This window comes from Kitasatospora sp. NPDC059673 (genome assembly GCF_042734215.1).
Lineage (GTDB): Bacteria > Actinomycetota > Actinomycetes > Streptomycetales > Streptomycetaceae > Kitasatospora.
In genome coordinates this window covers 104,003-119,383 of record NZ_JBHWEN010000021.1, presented here as the reverse complement: position 1 = coordinate 119,383, position 15,381 = coordinate 104,003, and the positions used below count along the sequence as shown (strand labels likewise).

Below are 15,381 nucleotides of genomic sequence, written 5' to 3'. Positions count from 1 at the left end.
CCGGGCACCGCCGTTCAGCTCCTGCCGCCGCCTCCCTTGTCCTCGGAAGTCTCGGCGGCTTCGGCGGTCTCGGTGGCCTCGGTGTCCGACTCGGGCGTGACGTACAGGATTTCCCGGGCCTGCTCGGCCATCCGGAACAACCCGTCCGAGACGAAGTCGAGGAACCGCGCGATGTTCTCCAGCCGGGTGGCGGCCGGAGTGCCCGGGCCGAGCACGGGAATGCCCTCACGGATGGTGGCGACCACGGCGGCGTTGGCACGGGCGCTGGCGATGGTGGCCTGGTACCAGATGTCGCCGTCGATCAGGTACCGCTCGCGCCGGCGGTCGTCGCGCTCACGACGGATCATGGTCTGCTCGTCCAGGAAGGCGACCGCCTTGGAGATGGACGCCGGGCTGACCTGGAGGCGCTGGGCGAGTTCGGCCGCGGAGAGGGCGCCTTCGTCGGTGACCATCAGGGCGGCCAGCACCCGGGCGGGCATCCGGCTCATGCCGGAGTGCATGAAGACCGTGGTGGCGGTCTCCTCGTAGGCGCGCACGGCCTCCGGGTCGCGCCCGTCGGCGGGCCGGTCGGTGTACGGGTCGCGGGGCAGTGCCGTGCGGCGCTGGGCGCGGTGCTCGGTGGCGCGGTGGGCGAGGTCCGCCCGGTAGTTGCCCGGGCCGCCGTTGCGCATGACCTCGCGGGTGATGGTCGAGGTCGGCCGGTCCAGACGGCGGGCGATCTCGGCGTACGCCAAGTCGTCGGCCAGTCCCAGCGCGATCTGCTGGCGTTCCTGCTGGGTGAGCCTGCCTCCCGGCATCGCGGTCTCCTCGGTCGGTTTCCCGGTACGGCCCCAGCATAGCGTTCACCTATAAGTCATTGCAACGCCAACCATCCCTCCGTTGCGTTATCTCGCGAACCATTGCAACGATTTACTGCCCATGAGCTGCAGAGATGCAGATTGATTGCAATAACCGTCTTGCCGACTTCATGAACGCAACGTAGCGTTTCCATCATCAGAAACGACGCGAGCCGGAGCCCACGATGCAGAAGTTCGACACCCCCGCCACGATCACCGCCGTCATCGACATCCCGGCCGGCCACCTCCGCCTGATCGCCGCCGACCGCACCGACACCCTCGTCGAGGTGCTCCCCGCGAACCCCTCGAAGGGCCGCGACGTGCAGGCCGCCGAGCAGACCGAGGCGGTCCTCACCGACGGCGTGCTGCGGATCGTCACCGCCTCCGCGAACCACCGCCTGCTCGGCCCGAGCGGGGCGGTGGAGGTGACCGTCCAGCTGCCGTCCGGTTCGCGGGTCGAGGCGAAGGCCGCCGACGCCGAGCTGCGCGGCGTGGGACGGCTCGGCGAGGTCTCCTACGAGAGCGCCCGCGGCGCGGTCAAGCTCGACGAGACGGCCGGCGGCCGGCTGGTCCTCCAGGACGGCGCCATCGAGGTCGGCCGCCTCACCGGGTCCGCGCAGCTCGACACCCAGCGCGGCGACCTCACCGTCGCCGAGGCGGTGCGCGGCGAGCTGGTGCTCACCACCCAGTCCGGTTCGATCACCGTCGGCGCCGCCCGCGGGGTCTCCGCCTCGCTGGACGCCGACACCTCCTACGGCCGCATCCACAACGCGCTGCGCAACGCCGACGACGTGCCCGCGCTGACCATTCGCGCCACCACCAAGAACGGCGACATCAGCGCCCGCACCGTCTGACCACCACCACGCACCGCCCCGGCCACACCCACCAAGCACCAGCGACAGCAGCAGAAGGAGCTCTCCCATGACCGGCCTGGCCATCGCGGCACAGGGGCTGCGCAAGTCCTACGGGGACAAGACCGTCCTCGACAGCATCGACCTGTCCGTCCCGGAAGGGACCGTCTTCGCCCTGCTCGGCCCGAACGGGGCCGGCAAGACCACCGCCGTCAAGATCCTCTCCACCCTCATCTCCGCCGGCCCGGGCAGCGGGCCGATCCGGATCGGCGGCCACGACCTGGCCGCCGCCCCGCAGGCGGTGCGCGCCGCGATCGGCGTCACCGGCCAGTTCTCCGCCGTCGACGGCCTGATCACCGGCGAGGAGAACATGCTGCTGATGGCCGACCTGCACCACCTGCCCAGGGCGGAGGGCCGCCGGATCACCGCCGACCTCCTCGCCCGATTCGATCTCACCGAGGCCGCGCAGAAGCCCGCCTCCACCTACTCCGGCGGCATGAAGCGCCGCCTCGACATCGCGATGACGCTGGTCGGCAGCCCGCGGATCATCTTCCTGGACGAGCCGACCACCGGCCTCGACCCGCGCAGCCGGCACAGCATGTGGCAGATCATCCGGGAGCTCGTCACCGGCGGCGTCACCGTCTTCCTCACCACCCAGTACCTGGAGGAGGCCGACGAACTCGCCGACCGCATCGCCGTCCTGCACAACGGCGTGATCGCCGCCGAAGGCACCGCCGAGGAGCTCAAGCGCCTCGTCCCGGGCGGCCACGTCAGCCTCCGCTTCACCGACCCCACCGGGTACCGGTCCGCCGCCGACGCACTCGCCGAGAGCGCCCGCGACGACGAGTCGCTGACCTTGCTGGTCCCCAGCGACGGCAGCCAGCGCGCGCTGCGCTCGGTGCTCGACCGGCTCGACGCGGCGGGCGTCGAGGCCGACTCGCTGACCGTGCACACCCCCGACCTGGACGACGTGTTCTTCGCGCTGACCGGCGCGCCCGCCGCCGTCCCCGCCCAGCCCGACGCCCCGTCCGCCACCGCGCCCACCGCGTCCACCGCCCCGGCCGCCGAGGCCGCTTCCTCGAAGAAGGCTGTCCGATGAGTTCGTTCGCCCTCGCCGTCCGCGACTCGTCCACCATGCTGCGGCGCAACCTGCTGCACGCCCGGCGCTACCCGTCGCTCACCCTGAACCTGCTGCTCACCCCGGTGATGCTGCTCCTGCTGTTCGTCTACATCTTCGGCGACGCGATGAGCGGCGGGGCCGGCCGCGACGCCTACATCGCCTACCTGGTGCCCGGCATCCTGATGATGACCATCGGCTCCACCGTGATCGGCACCGCCGTCTCCATGGCGACGGACATGAACGAGGGCATCGTCGCCCGGTTCCGCACCATGGCGATCCACCGCGGCTCGGTGCTGTTCGGCCGGGTGATCGGCAGCGTGCTGCAGTCGGTGCTGAGCGTGGTGCTGGTCGGCGCGGTCGGCGTGGCCATCGGTTTCCGTTCGCACGACGCCACCGCGCTGGAGTGGCTGGCCGCGTTCGGCCTGCTGGTGCTGGTCGCGCTCGCCCTCACCTGGATCGCCGTCGGCATGGGCCTGGGCAGCCCCAACGCGGAGGCCGCCAGCAACAGCGCGCTGCCGCTGATCGTGCTGCCGCTGATCTCCAGCGCCTTCGTCCCGCTGCACTCGATGCCCGGATGGTTCCAGCCGATCGCCCAGTACCAGCCGTTCACCCCCGCCATCGAGACGCTGCGCGGCCTGCTGCTCGGCACCCACATCGGCAACAACTGGTGGATCGCGCTGCTCTGGTGCGCCGCCCTCACCGTGCTCGGCTACGTCTGGTCCCGCTCGCAGTTCGACCGTGAGCCCAAGTGATCGCCGCCCGGCACTCGACTCGGAGCTGACGTCCCGTCAGCTCTGGTGTCATGTCCGGGGGTTGTCCCCCGTGCAGACCCGGGTGGCGCCCCCATCCCGCAGCGGCGCGCGATCGGAAAGGGTGGATCCGACCGATCGCGCTCGACCACGGGGAGACCACACCATGCGGGACAAGCACAGAACACGGCTGCTGGGGTTGATCGCCTTCCTGCTCGCCCTGTCGGCGACCACCCCCGCGGCGGCCGCCCCGACCGAGGCCGGACAGCAACTCGCCCACACCGCCGTCGAGTTCACCAGCGCCGACGGCACCCGGCTGCACGGCGAGCTGATCGCCGCACCGGGCGCGAGCGGCGCCCCCGGACTGGTGATGGTCGGCGGGGCCGGCCCGGTCGCCATGGACGAACTCCGGCCCGCCGCCGAGGCCTACGCCGCGCACGGCATCCCGACGCTGATCTGGGACAAACGGACCGCCGGCTACTCGACCCTCAGCCGCGACTACGACCGCCTCGCCGACGACGCCCTCGCCGCCGTCCAACTCCTGCGCTCCCGGCCCGGGATCGACCCGAACCGGGTCGGCCTGTGGGGCCTTTCGGAGGGCGCCTGGGTGGTCACGCTGGCCGCCGGACGGACCTCCGAGGTGTCCTTCGTGGTGACCGCGGGCGCGGTCGGCCTCAGCCCGGCCCGCCAACAGGCCTGGGCGTACGGGGAGTACCTGCGGCACGCCGGGATCACCGGCTCACTGGTCCCGACCATGCAGAGCACGCTGATCCGGGAGCTGGCCGCCGCCCGGCTCTTCCCCGAGGCGGAGTACGACCCGGTGCCCGCCTGGGAGCGGCTCCACCTGCCGGTGCTCGCCGAGTGGGGAACGCTGGACCGGGAGGCCGTGCCCGCCGAGAGCGAGCGGATCGTCCGGGACGCCCTGGACCGCGCGGGCAACCAGCACTACACCATCCGCACCATCCCCGACGTCCGCCACAACCTCCGGCGCAGCTTCGCCGACGGCTTCGACCGCCCGAGCCAACTGCCGGACGACTACGCCGAGTTCGAGTCCCGCTGGATCACCGGCCTGGCCGGCGGCCTGCCGCCGGTGTCCGTCGGCGCCGCCCCCGCGCAGGCGTACGCCAGCCGGCCGCTCGCCCCGCTCCACTGGTACGAGCGGCCCTGGCTGCAGGCCGCACTGACGGCCGTCTGCCTGGTCGGCTTCGCCGGTCACCTGGCCACCGGAGCCGTCCGCCGGCTGCGCCGCCGCCCCGTACCCGCCGGAGTGCCGCGCCCGGCCCGCTGGGCCGCGCTGACCGGCACGCTCGCGGTCGTCGGCACCCCGCTCTACCTGCTGTTCATGGCGATCACAGCGGCCGGGCTGCCCGGGCCGGTCCTGCTCGGCCGGCCCGTCGCCTGGCTGATGCTGCAACTGGCGGCGGTGGCAACGGTGGTGGCGGCCGGAACGACCGTCGCCACCACCGTCCGCAACCCCCCGGCGGACGGTGTCCGGGTGCGGCTCGGACTCCTGGCGCTCTCGGGCGCGGCGTTCGTCCCGTGGGCGCTGTACTGGGGACTGCTGCGCCCCTGACCCGCGACGGGATCAGCCGAACTGAGCCACCAGCTGATCGATCACGTGCGACCAGACCGGGTCCAGGACGAGGGTCGTGAGCTGGTCGCCGTTGAGGGCCGGCGGATCGATCGGGCCGTCCGGCGCCATCGGGGAGTTGTTCGAGATGGCGGTGACCAGGCTGCCGTCGGTGCGGTACAGGGTGGCCTGCCACCAGTAAATGCCGCCCGCCGCCGGGGGAAGCTTGACCATCAGCACACTGCCGTCGGGGCGGTGCGTGATGGTGCAGTTGGACGTCGCGTCGCAGCTCGGGTTCGGCTGGTACGTCGTCCCGGGCGCCATTTCCTTCACGTGGGTGATCTCGATGCGGAGATCACCGACCCGCACGGGGTTGGTCGCGTCGTTGACGAGCGTCTCCGTCGTCGCGACCCGGTACCGCACGCCCGATCCGGGCTCCGGGTCGGGGTCGTCGTAGCTGCTGGCGATCCGGTAGCCGGCCGGGTTCCGCGCCGCCAGCAGCTCCTGCACCCTCGGGTTGAGGACGGGGCTGTTGCTGGTCTTGGTCGACGGCGTGCCGGAGGGCTTGGACGAGCCCGAGGGCTTGGTCGACGGCTGGCTGGACGGCTTGGAGGACTCGGTGGGCTTGCCCGACGGCTGGCTGGACGGCTTGGAGGACTCGGTGGGCTTGCCCGACGGCGTACCGGAGGGCTTGCCCGAGGCTTCCGGACCGGACGCGGCCGCAGCGGCCGGCCCAATGCCGGAGGAGGTGGCCGCCGGGCCGCCGATGAACAGCGCCCCCATCGCGACCGCGCCGACGACGACGGCCGTGCCGGACACGGTGGCGGCGCGCAGCCGCTTGCTGCGGCGGCCCCGCCGCAGCAGGTCCGCCGTGGGTGCGGACCCGGGCGGGAGCTGGCGGTCCGCCAGCACCTCCAGCGCCTGCGACAGGTCCTCGTGCTCGTTGGTGCTCATGGGCTGACAGCCTCCTCGTTCTTCGAGCGGTTCTTCGGAAGCGCCGTGCGCAGCCGGGCCAAGGCCCGGGAGTGCTGGCTCTTGACGGTGCCGACCGAGCAGCCGAGGACGGCGGCGGTGTCCTTCTCGGACAGGTCCTCCAGGTGCCGCAGCACCACCACCGCACGCTGCCGGGCGGGCAACGAGCGCAGCGCACGGTGGAGTTCGTCCGTCGCGCCGTACTCGTCGCCGGGCGTGCCTGGCAGGTCCGGCAGCTCGGCGGTGAGGGTCTCCCGTCGTCGCCGGCGCCACCAGCTGACATGACCGTTGACGAGCATCCGCCGCAGGTAGGCGTGCGGGTCGTCGGTGGCCATCCGGTGCCAGCGGACATAGAGCTTGACCAGGCAGTCCTGGAGCAGTTCCTCGCCGCGGAGCCGGTCCCCCGTGATCAGGGTGGCCGTCCGTAGGTGTCGCGGCCAGGCGGCCGCGACGAATGCCGTGTAGAGGTCGTCCTCGGTTCCTCGGGTCACACCGACCACACGCCCGAGCCCATCCGAAAGGTTGTCAGGTCTTCCGATCGATTCTCCGGTCAGTCGGCTCGGGTGCGCAGCCGTCGCACCGCGAGGAGCGCGGTGGCGGCGGTGAGCAGCGCGAACAGGGCGCTCTCCACGGCCTGGAAGGTCCAGTAGCGGTCGGCGGGCTGCTGAGTGATCTCCACGTGGATCCGGTGGTCGGCGAGGCAGCGGGGCAGCTCGGCGAGCGAGCTGTGATCCATGCAGTCCTGGAACCAGTCGCTGTGCCCGACGGTCGCGCCGGTCTCGTCGAGGATCGCGCTGGTGTCGATCACCCAGGGGCCGCCGGGGACGCGCAGGCCGCCGATGTCCCCGTAGGTGCCGATCTTGCTGAGCTTGGCGACGATCGGCGCGGTCAGCTGCACACTGGTCCGCTCGGGCGCCCGGTAGTGCGGCCGGACCAGGGCCGGAACGGCCAGCTGGACGACGGTGAACACCGCCAGGGTGGCGGCCATCGCCGGGACGGTCCGGCGCAGGTGGAGGCCGAGGGTGGCCCCGAGCACGGACGCGAAGGCGGCGTACGCGGCGGGCACGAGCCCGTGCGCGGCGAAGGCGAGGGGTTCGAAGCGCGCGCCCTCGACGGCGAGGACGGGGCCGGTGGCCCAGCCGAGCAGCAGCGCGACAGCCCCGGCCGCGAACGTGCAACTGCCGCCCACCACGGCCAGTTTGACCGCCAGCCAGTGGCGGCGGGTGATGCTCTGGTTCCACACCAGCCGGTGGGTGCCGGCCTCGAACTCGCGGGCGACCAGCGGCGCCCCGCAGAACACGCCGAACACGACGGGCAGCACCAGCAGCAGGTGGCCGAGCAGGTCGGTGCGCAGCCGGTAGCGGTCGGCGAACGCGGCGAGTTGCCCGGTGCAGTCGGCGCGGGCCGCGCAGTGCGCGAGGGTGTCCTGGTGGGCGTGGTGAATGTCGAGGCCGAGCAGCAGCAGGTAGCCGCCCAGCAGGAGCAGCGCGGCCAGGCCGATCACGGCCTGGGTGCGGAACTGGCGCCAAGTCAGCCAGATCATCGGCGGGCCTCCGATCGACCGGTCGAGGGCCCGCGGCCGCCCGGCCGTTCGGCGCGGGCGAGGTGGGCGAGGACGAGTTCTTCCAGGTCGGGCGCGGTGACGGTGAACGGCCCGGCGGGCAGCGGCCGTTCGGTGCGGACCAGGGCGGTGGCCGGGCCGTCCGCCGGGTCGGTGCGGGTGAGCACGGTGCCGTCGGCCAGGAGCGCGTCGAGGTCGGCGGGACGTCCGGTCACCCGGGCGTGCCGGTCGAGCAACGGCCCTATGTCGCCGTGCAGTTGGACGCGGCCGCGGGCGAGCACCACCAGGTGGTCGCAGACCCGGGCGACGTCGGGCAGCGCGTGCGAGGAGAGCACGGCGGTGGCGCCGAGTTCGGTGACGGACTCCATCAGGTGGTCGAGGAAGGCGTGCCGGGCAAGCGGGTCGAGGGCAGCGGCGGGCTCGTCGAGGATCAGCAGGTCGGGGCGCTTGGCGGCGGCCACGGTGAGGGCGAGCTGGGCGCGCTGCCCGCCGGACAGCCGGCCGGCCTTCTGCCGGGGGTCGAGCCCGGAACGGGCGAGCCGGCGTTCGGCGAGCGCGGCGTCCCAGCGCGGGTTGAGGCGGGCGCCGAGCCGCAGGTGCTCGGCGACGGTGAGGTCCGGACAGACGGGGGTGTCCTGGGCGACGTATCCGACCCGGGCCAGGTGGTCGGGGTGGGTGCCGGGCTCGGTGCCGTGCACCAGGATCCGGCCCGAGGTCGGGCCGATCAGCCCGCAGGCGAGCTGCATCAGCGTGGACTTGCCCGCGCCGTTGGGCCCGACCAGGCCGACCACCCGGCCCGCCGGAATGCTCAACTCGACGTCGGCGAGCGCCAGTCGGCGCCCGTAGCGCTTGCCGAGCCCGACGGTCTCCAGCACCGGCGTCACCACTGCCCGTCCTCCGCGTCCCGCTCGGCACGCCGCGCCCGCCAGGCCCGCACCAGGCGGTACCCGCCCCAGCCGAGGGCGATCAGCACGGCCAGTTGGAGCGCCCACCAGGCGTAGAGCAGCGGACTGCGTTCGGTCTTCTCGGCCACCGCGAGCAGTGCGGTGCCGGCCAGGGGTGTGGTCATGGGCCCCACGTTCCCGTTCGGCGGCAGACGCCCGCAGCGGCCGAAGGTACGGTCCGGGCCGCACGGGGTCGTACTTTCGGCCGGTTCGCGGCGGCGGCGCATTCGCCTACGGTGGCGGCCGTGAGACGAACGGCGATGGTGGGAAACGCGGTGCTGGGCGCGGGATTCGCGCTGGTGCTGCTGGTGATGGCGGCGCAGTACGCGGCGCAGGGCCGGGTGTGGACACTCGACGCGGCGACCGGTGCGGTGGTGTGCGCGCTGGCGCTGGGGCGTGAGCGTCACCGGGGTTGGGCGGCCGCCCTGGGCCTGGCCGTGGCCGGCGCGGCGGCGCTGGTGGCACGGGCGGCGGGATTGCCCGGCGAGCCGGGCGCGGCAGCGGTGCTGGGGCTGCTGGTGCTGGGCGGGTCGGCGGTGCGGACGCTGCCGTGGCGCCCCGCGGCGGCCCTCGGCGCGGCCGGACTGGCCCTGATGACGGCAGGCCTGCTGGCGGCCCCGGCCCCGGCCACCTCGTTCCGGATCGGCGTCGAGGTGTGGGCGCTGGCACTCGCCGCCGGCCTCGGCCTGCGGCTGCTGGACCACCGCCGCCGGGCCGCCGCGGAATCCGTCCGCCGGGACGAACGCCTGGCGCTGGCACGCGAGTTGCACGACCTGGTGGCCCACCACATCACCGGCGTGGTGGTGCAGACCCAGGCCGCCCGGATCGTCGCCCGCAAACGCCCCGAGCAACTGGACGAGACCCTCGCCGGCATCGAGACGGCGGGCGCGGACGCGCTGTCCGCGATGCGCCGGGTGGTGGGCCTGCTGCGGGCCGCCGACGACACCCCGGGCACCGCCCCCACCGCCCCTGGCGCGGCCGAACTCACCGCCCTGGTACGGCGGTTCGACGGCCACGGCCCGGCCGTCCAGCTGCACCTCCCCGACCGGGACGCCGCACCCTGGCCGCCGGAGGTCGCCACCACCGTGCACCGGATCGTCCAGGAGTCGCTCACCAACGTCGCCCGGCACGCCACCCACGCCCGCACCGCCGAGGTCACCGTCGCCCACCCGCCCGGCGCCCTCACCGTCACCGTCAAGGACGACGCCCCACCCGCCCACACCCGCCACCTGCGCCCCGGCGGCTTCGGCCTGCTCGGCATGCGCGAACGCGTCGAGGCCCTCGGCGGCACCTTCACCGCCGGCCCCGCCCCCACCGGCGGCTGGACCGTCCACGCCGAACTCCCCGTCCCGGCCGGCGCCGCCCGATGACCACCACAACCGACGCCCCGGACCGACAGCCCACCCAACTCGGGCCCCCCGAAGCCGACTTCGCCTCCACCCTTACCGAACTCCCCTCCGGTGGTGCCCGATGACCATCCGCGTCCTGCTCGCCGACGACCAGGCGATGATCCGCGGCGGCCTGCGGCTGATCCTGGAGGACCAGGACGACATCACCGTGGTCGGCGAGGCCGCCGACGGCCCCGAGGCGATCGAACTCGCCCGCCGGCTGCGGCCCGACGTCTGCCTGGTCGACATCCGGATGCCCGGACTGGACGGCATCGACGTCACCCGCGCGCTGGCCGGCCCCGACGTCCCGGACCCGCTGCGGGTGGTCGTCGTGACCACCTTCGACCTCGACGAGTACGTGCACGGCGCGCTGCACGCCGGCGCGGTCGGGTTCGTCCTCAAGGGCGCCGCACCGGCCCTGCTGATCGAGGCGGTTCGCGCCGCGCACGCCGGCGACGCCCTGATCTCGCCCTCCCTCACCCTTCGCCTGCTGCGCGGCCTCACCGCCCCGGCCACGCCCGCCGCCGACCCACCCGGCCGGCCGCTCTCCGTCCGCGAGACCGAGGTGGTCCGCGCCATCGCCAAGGGCCGCACCAACCAGGAGATCGCCGCCGACCTGTTCATCACCCTCAGCACCGTCAAGAGCCACCTGACGGCCGTCCAGCAGAAGCTCGGCGCCCGCAACCGCGTCGAGATCGCCGCCTGGGCCTGGCAGCACCACCTGATGGACCGGCCCTCCACCTGACCCCAGGAGCGCCGCCCCCGCCCCGAGGAGCGCCGCCCCTGATCCGCCCCCGAGACCGCTCCCCGGGACGGATCAGGGGCAGCTCGGGGTCCGGCCCGGATCCGCCCGACCAGCCTCGCGCGCCACACTTCTCGACGTCAGAACACTGGCCGGGACACGAAGTTGGGGGCACGGGGGATGACCGTGAAGGCGATGGGTCGCAAGCTGGCGGGTACGGCCATGACGGTGGCGATGGTGGCCGGACTCACCGCCGGGGCGGTCGGCGGGGCGCAGGCCGCCACCGGCCACAGCACCCCGCCGAACGCGGCCGCGCTGCGCGCCTCCATCGCAGGCCTGCCGAACGCCCAACTCACCAGCGCCGTCGTGCTGGTGGGCGGCGAGGACGGCCGCTGGTCGGGCACCTCCGGCACCGGCGACCCGGCCACCGGACGGCCGGTGAAGGCGGACGGGGAATTCCGGATCGGCAGCATCTCCAAGGTGTTCACCGCCACCGTGGTGCTCCAGCTCGTCGCCGAGCACCGCGTCGACCTGGACGGCGCCGTCCAGCAGTACCTGCCGCCGAACACCCTGCCGAAGGACTACCCCGCCGTCACCGTACGGCAGTTGCTCAACCACACCAGCGGCCTGCCGACCGGCCAGGGGCAGTTCCCCGACGACGGCACCCCGGAGTGGTTCGCCGCCCACGCGAGCGACAGCTTCACCCCGCAGGAAGTGGTCAGGCGGATCATGGCCAACCCGAAGCAGTTCGACCCGGGCACCGCCCAGCAGTACAACGGCATCAACTACTACCTGGCGGGCATGGTGATCGAACAGGTCACCGGCCACAGCTTCGCCCAGGAGCTCAACGCCCGGATCCTGCGCCCGCTCGGCCTGCACCACACCTGGGCACCCGACGCCGAGGACACCGCGCTGCCGAACCCGAGCGCGCACGCCGTCCTCGCCGTCACCCGCCCGGACGGCAGCACCGGCCTGGCGGACGTCACCCGGCAGAGCCCCTGGCCGTGGGCCGAGGGCGGCATGATCTCCAACGCGCCCGACCTGGAGCGCTTCATGTCCGCGCTGCTGCACGGCAAGCTGCTGCCGCCCGCCCAGCAGGCCGAACTGTTCGCCGTCCCCGATGTCCCGAACCACCAGAACGACCACTGCGACATCGGCCCCACCTCCGGCCGGGCCTGTTTCAGCACCGGCCTGATGCGTTTCTCCCCCGCCCCCGGCATCGAGTTCTGGGGCAAGACCGGCAGCCGCCCCGGGTACACCAGCGCGGTCTTCGCCACCCGCGACGGCTCCCGTGACCTCGTCTACTCCTTCACCCCGACCTCCCGCGCGGGCGCCCCCTTCTCGGCCCAGTACCGGGTTGCCGCCGCCGCGTTCGACCTGCCGACCAACTGACCACCGGGCCGCCTGACTGCCTGACTGCCTGACTGCCTGATCAACCCACGAAAGGGCCCGCACCGTCCGATCGGCGCGGGCCCCTGGCGTGGCGTCAGCTCGCGGCGAGCAGCTCCAGGGTGTCGATGACCCGGTGCGAGAAGCCCCACTCGTTGTCGTACCAGGCGACCACCTTGATGTGGCGGCCATCGACCCGGGTGAGCTCCGAATCGAAGATCGAGGACGCCGGGTTGCCGGTGATGTCGGAGGAGACCAGCTGGTCCTCGGAGTACTCCAGGATGCCCGCGAGCCTGCCGCCGGCGGCCTCCCGGTAGGCGGCGAGCACCTCCTCGCGGGTGACGTCGCGGGAGACGGTGGTGTTCAGCTCGACGATCGAGCCGACCGGGACGGGCACCCGGATCGAGTCACCGGACAGCTTGCCGTCCAGCTGCGGCAACACCAGGCCGATCGCCTTGGCGGCGCCGGTGGTGGTCGGCACGATGTTGACGGCGGCGGCGCGGGCCCGGCGCGGGTCGCGGTGCGGGCCGTCCTGGAGGTTCTGCTCCTGGGTGTAGGCGTGCACGGTGGTCATGAAACCGTGCTCGATACCGGCCAGTTCGTCGAGGACGGCGGCCAGCGGGGCCAGCGCGTTGGTGGTGCAGGACGCGTTGGAGACGATGGTGTGCGCGGCCGGGTCGTACGCCTCGGTGTTGACGCCGTAGGCGAGGGTGACGTCGGCACCGGCGGACGGCGCGGACACCAGGACCTTCTTCGCCCCGGCGGTCAGGTGCGCCCGGGCCGCCTCCGCGGAGGTGAACCGGCCGGTGGCCTCCAGCACGATGTCCACGCCCAGTTCGGCCCAGGGCAGGTCGGCGGGGTTGCGCTCGGCGAGCACCTTGATCCGGCGGCCGTCCACCATCAGCACATCACCCTCGACGGTCACCGGGCGCCCGAGCCGGCCCGAGGTGGTGTCGTACGCCAGCAGCCGGCCCAGCGCGGTCGGCTCGGTCAGGTCGTTGACGGCGACGACCTCCAGCTTGCTGTCGCGCTCCAGCAGGGCGCGCAGCACGTTGCGTCCGATGCGGCCGAATCCGTTGATGGCGATGCGGGTCATGGCAGGGGCCCTTCTGTGCGCGGGGTGAACGCCTCCACTTTCGCTCGCGCCCGGGGCCGGTGGCAGTGGCGTCCGTGCCATGGTTCGAAAGGATCGTGCCAATGCTCCGTCCCAACGGGAAAACGCTTTCCCTCCGCATCCGGAAAGCGCTTTCACTCCCCCTTGGTGAACGTTCGCCGGTACTCGCTCGGCGTGGTCCCGAGGATCTGCTGGAAGTGCGTGCGCAGATTCGCACCGGTGCCCAGCCCGGTCTCGGCGGCGATCCGCTCCACGCTCCGCTCGGAACGTTCCAGCAGCTCACGGGCCAGGTCCACCCGGGCCCGCAGCACCCACTGCATCGGCGTGTACCCGGTGTCCTCGACGAACCGCCGGGAGAAGGTGCGCGGCGAGACCGCGGCGTGCCGGGCCAGCGTCCGCACCGTCAGCGGCTCGTCCAGCCGGTGCAGCGCCCACTCCCGGGTGGCGGCGAACCGCTCCCCGATCGGCTCGGGCACGCTGCGCGGCACGTACTGCGCCTGCCCGCCGCTGCGGTACGGCGCGGCCACCAGCCGCCGCGCGGTGTGGTTGGACGCGGCCACCCCGAGGTCGCGGCGCAGCATGTGCAGGCACAGGTCGATGCCGGAGGCCGCGCCCGCCGAGGTGAGCACGCTGCCCTCGTCCACGAACAGCACGTTCTCGTCCACCCGCACCCGCGGATACTTCGCTGCCAGCGCCCGGGCGTAGTGCCAGTGCGTGGTGGCCCGGCGGCCGTCCAGCAGCCCGGTGGCGGCCAGCGCGAACGCCCCGGTGGAGATCGCTGCCAGCCGGGCCCCGCCGGCGTGCGCCGCGCACAGCGCCTCGACCACGGCGGCCGGCGGGTCGTCCCGGTCGGGATGCCGGTAGCCGGGCACGAACACCGACTCCGCCCACTCCAGGGCCTCCAGCCCGTGCGCCACGTGGTACGACAGCCCGTCCCCGCCCGCCACCAGCCCGGGCGCCGCCCCGCACACCCGCACCTCGTACGGCATGCTCGCGCGGGTGGAGAACACCTGCGCCGGAATCCCGACATCGAGCGGCTTCGCACCGTCCAGGACCAGGACGGCCACGCGGCGCAGACGAGGAGCAGACACCCCTTCAGCCTAGGCGCCGCCCGACCGGCGCCCGGCACGCGCTCGCGCTCGGTCGGCGATGCCGAGGGTCCGCCCGACCGTCTCCGCATCCGCCAGGCCGCGCAGCATGCAGTGCGCGACGTCGGCCCGGGAGACGGCGAGCCACCATGCACGTTCCGGCCGTACGCGATCCGGTGGTCCCGGATGAGCGCCTGGTCGGTGAGCCGGGGCGGCCGGACCACCGTCCGGTCGAGCCCGCCGGCCAGCACCGCGCCCTCCGTCCGGACCAGGTCGGCGTAGTGCGCGCGCAGCACCCGCTCCCCCAGCGGCGTCAGCACATACCGCATCACCCAGCCCCTCGCCGGGATCACGACGCGGGGCCCGCACAACTGACGCCACGTCAGACCTGCGGGCCCCTCGACTCGCTCCGGTCCTCAGCCCATGCTCTTCGCCCCGTCGATGGCCTCCCGGACGATGTCGGCGTGGCCGGCGTGCTGGACGGTCTCGGCGATGATGTGCATCAGGGTGCGGCGGGCGGACCAGTGCTCGTCGGAGTCGAACCAGGGGGCGGCGGGCAGCGGGTGGGAGGCGCCCAGGTCGTCGAGGCCCGCCACCAGCTCGTCGGTCGCGGCGGCCACCGCCTCGTACGCGGCGAGCACGCCGGCCAGGGTCTCGCCGGGGAGCATGCGGTACTCCTGGGCGCGGCGCTCGTAGTCGGCCTCGGTGAAGTTGTTGAAGTCCGGCATCGCGGACGGGCCGAACTCGATGAACCCGGCCCAGAGCCGCTCCCCCGAGGTGACGTGCTTGATCAGGCCGCCGATGCACAGCTCGCTGACGGTGCTGCGGTGCCCGGCCTGCTCGTCGGTCAGGCCGCGGGCGGTCAGTCGCAGGAAGTGCCGGGCCGCGCGAAGCGCCGCCACCAGGTCGGCCTTCTCCCCGGTCAGCCGCTCGTCCGTGATGGTGGCAGCGGGGTACTCGCCGACGGTGGTCTCGGTCATCGTCTCGCCTCTCGATAGCAACTGCGGTTCACCACAACGGAGTTCAACACCACCTTCGCGGTGTCTCGCTCGCTCGT

General features: G+C 73.3%; 16 protein-coding genes. 7 read left to right on the top strand and 9 right to left on the bottom strand.

What is annotated here, in order from left to right:
• Window positions 1-14 precede the first annotated feature (14 nt).
• Window positions 15-797 (bottom strand): helix-turn-helix domain-containing protein, encoded by a 783-nt coding sequence (locus ACFV18_RS23925; RefSeq protein WP_380486381.1) that lies wholly within the window; start codon window positions 795-797, stop codon window positions 15-17.
• A gap of 224 nt (window positions 798-1,021) precedes the next feature.
• Between ACFV18_RS23925 and ACFV18_RS23920 the strand changes: the two genes are divergently transcribed.
• The 4 genes from ACFV18_RS23920 (at window position 1,022) to ACFV18_RS23905 (ending at window position 5,129) form a co-directional block, all read left to right on the top strand.
• Window positions 1,022-1,690: a DUF4097 family beta strand repeat-containing protein gene (locus tag ACFV18_RS23920; protein WP_380486379.1), complete on the top strand. Its 669-nt coding sequence runs from the start codon at window positions 1,022-1,024 to the stop codon at window positions 1,688-1,690.
• A gap of 67 nt (window positions 1,691-1,757) precedes the next feature.
• Complete coding sequence (locus tag ACFV18_RS23915; RefSeq protein ID WP_380486377.1) at window positions 1,758-2,786, top strand: ATP-binding cassette domain-containing protein; 1,029 nt, start codon at window positions 1,758-1,760, stop codon at window positions 2,784-2,786.
• Window positions 2,783-3,559, top strand: coding sequence for an ABC transporter permease (locus ACFV18_RS23910; RefSeq protein WP_380486375.1), 777 nt, complete (start codon window positions 2,783-2,785; stop codon window positions 3,557-3,559). The genes ACFV18_RS23915 and ACFV18_RS23910 overlap by 4 nt, the downstream gene beginning before the upstream one ends.
• A gap of 163 nt (window positions 3,560-3,722) precedes the next feature.
• Window positions 3,723-5,129 (top strand): alpha/beta hydrolase family protein, encoded by a 1,407-nt coding sequence (locus ACFV18_RS23905; RefSeq protein ID WP_380486373.1) that lies wholly within the window; start codon window positions 3,723-3,725, stop codon window positions 5,127-5,129.
• A 12-nt stretch (window positions 5,130-5,141) separates the two neighbouring features.
• On the opposite strand, the gene ACFV18_RS23900 is transcribed toward ACFV18_RS23905, so the two are convergent.
• Genes ACFV18_RS23900 through ACFV18_RS23880 form a run of 5 tightly spaced genes read right to left on the bottom strand, consistent with a single transcriptional unit; the run spans window position 5,142 to window position 8,728 of the window.
• Entirely contained in the window at window positions 5,142-6,080 is a 939-nt protein-coding gene (locus tag ACFV18_RS23900; protein WP_380486372.1) for a hypothetical protein, read from the bottom strand.
• The gene (locus ACFV18_RS23895; RefSeq protein WP_380486370.1) at window positions 6,077-6,589 is read right to left on the bottom strand and encodes a SigE family RNA polymerase sigma factor; all 513 of its coding nucleotides are present in this window, start codon (window positions 6,587-6,589) and stop codon (window positions 6,077-6,079) included. The genes ACFV18_RS23900 and ACFV18_RS23895 overlap by 4 nt, the downstream gene beginning before the upstream one ends.
• A 59-nt stretch (window positions 6,590-6,648) precedes the next feature.
• Complete coding sequence (locus ACFV18_RS23890) at window positions 6,649-7,641, bottom strand: transporter (protein ID WP_380486368.1); 993 nt, start codon at window positions 7,639-7,641, stop codon at window positions 6,649-6,651.
• The gene (locus ACFV18_RS23885; protein ID WP_380486366.1) at window positions 7,638-8,534 is read right to left on the bottom strand and encodes an ABC transporter ATP-binding protein; all 897 of its coding nucleotides are present in this window, start codon (window positions 8,532-8,534) and stop codon (window positions 7,638-7,640) included. Before ACFV18_RS23885 ends, ACFV18_RS23890 begins: the two co-directional genes overlap by 4 nt.
• 5 nt (window positions 8,535-8,539) lie before the next feature.
• A complete protein-coding gene (locus tag ACFV18_RS23880; RefSeq protein ID WP_380486363.1) occupies window positions 8,540-8,728 on the bottom strand; it encodes a hypothetical protein in 189 nt (62 codons plus the stop codon).
• A gap of 120 nt (window positions 8,729-8,848) precedes the next feature.
• Here ACFV18_RS23880 and ACFV18_RS23875 point away from each other — a divergent pair, with 120 nt between their 5' ends.
• From ACFV18_RS23875 to ACFV18_RS23865, 3 genes are all read left to right on the top strand, one after another.
• Window positions 8,849-9,973, top strand: coding sequence for a sensor histidine kinase (locus tag ACFV18_RS23875; RefSeq protein ID WP_380486361.1), 1,125 nt, complete (start codon window positions 8,849-8,851; stop codon window positions 9,971-9,973).
• A gap of 100 nt (window positions 9,974-10,073) precedes the next feature.
• A complete protein-coding gene (locus ACFV18_RS23870; protein ID WP_380486359.1) occupies window positions 10,074-10,736 on the top strand; it encodes a response regulator in 663 nt (220 codons plus the stop codon).
• Between the two features lie 192 nt (window positions 10,737-10,928).
• Entirely contained in the window at window positions 10,929-12,125 is a 1,197-nt protein-coding gene (locus tag ACFV18_RS23865) for a serine hydrolase domain-containing protein (RefSeq protein WP_380486358.1), read from the top strand.
• A gap of 94 nt (window positions 12,126-12,219) precedes the next feature.
• Here ACFV18_RS23865 and gap read toward each other — a convergent pair whose 3' ends face one another.
• From gap to ACFV18_RS23850, 3 genes are all read right to left on the bottom strand, one after another.
• Complete coding sequence (gene gap, locus ACFV18_RS23860) at window positions 12,220-13,218, bottom strand: type I glyceraldehyde-3-phosphate dehydrogenase (protein ID WP_380486356.1); 999 nt, start codon at window positions 13,216-13,218, stop codon at window positions 12,220-12,222.
• Window positions 13,219-13,370: 152 nt separating this feature from the next.
• The gene (locus ACFV18_RS23855; RefSeq protein WP_380486354.1) at window positions 13,371-14,327 is read right to left on the bottom strand and encodes a GlxA family transcriptional regulator; all 957 of its coding nucleotides are present in this window, start codon (window positions 14,325-14,327) and stop codon (window positions 13,371-13,373) included.
• Window positions 14,328-14,740: 413 nt separating this feature from the next.
• Window positions 14,741-15,304 (bottom strand): DinB family protein, encoded by a 564-nt coding sequence (locus ACFV18_RS23850; RefSeq protein ID WP_380486352.1) that lies wholly within the window; start codon window positions 15,302-15,304, stop codon window positions 14,741-14,743.
• Window positions 15,305-15,381 lie beyond the last annotated feature (77 nt).

What these genes read in the sequence shown, in the direction of transcription:
- ACFV18_RS23925 (WP_380486381.1), bottom strand. Translation starts at nt 797, where the DNA reads ATGCCGGGAGGCAGGCTCACCCAGCAGGAACGCCAGCAGATCGCGCTG.
- ACFV18_RS23920 (WP_380486379.1), top strand. Translation starts at nt 1,022, where the DNA reads ATGCAGAAGTTCGACACCCCCGCCACGATCACCGCCGTCATCGACATC.
- ACFV18_RS23915 (WP_380486377.1), top strand. Translation starts at nt 1,758, where the DNA reads ATGACCGGCCTGGCCATCGCGGCACAGGGGCTGCGCAAGTCCTACGGG.
- ACFV18_RS23910 (WP_380486375.1), top strand. Translation starts at nt 2,783, where the DNA reads ATGAGTTCGTTCGCCCTCGCCGTCCGCGACTCGTCCACCATGCTGCGG.
- ACFV18_RS23905 (WP_380486373.1), top strand. Translation starts at nt 3,723, where the DNA reads ATGCGGGACAAGCACAGAACACGGCTGCTGGGGTTGATCGCCTTCCTG.
- ACFV18_RS23900 (WP_380486372.1), bottom strand. Translation starts at nt 6,080, where the DNA reads ATGAGCACCAACGAGCACGAGGACCTGTCGCAGGCGCTGGAGGTGCTG.
- ACFV18_RS23890 (WP_380486368.1), bottom strand. Translation starts at nt 7,641, where the DNA reads ATGATCTGGCTGACTTGGCGCCAGTTCCGCACCCAGGCCGTGATCGGC.
- ACFV18_RS23880 (WP_380486363.1), bottom strand. Translation starts at nt 8,728, where the DNA reads ATGACCACACCCCTGGCCGGCACCGCACTGCTCGCGGTGGCCGAGAAG.
- ACFV18_RS23870 (WP_380486359.1), top strand. Translation starts at nt 10,074, where the DNA reads ATGACCATCCGCGTCCTGCTCGCCGACGACCAGGCGATGATCCGCGGC.
- ACFV18_RS23865 (WP_380486358.1), top strand. Translation starts at nt 10,929, where the DNA reads ATGGGTCGCAAGCTGGCGGGTACGGCCATGACGGTGGCGATGGTGGCC.
- gap (WP_380486356.1), bottom strand. Translation starts at nt 13,218, where the DNA reads ATGACCCGCATCGCCATCAACGGATTCGGCCGCATCGGACGCAACGTG.
- ACFV18_RS23850 (WP_380486352.1), bottom strand. Translation starts at nt 15,304, where the DNA reads ATGACCGAGACCACCGTCGGCGAGTACCCCGCTGCCACCATCACGGAC.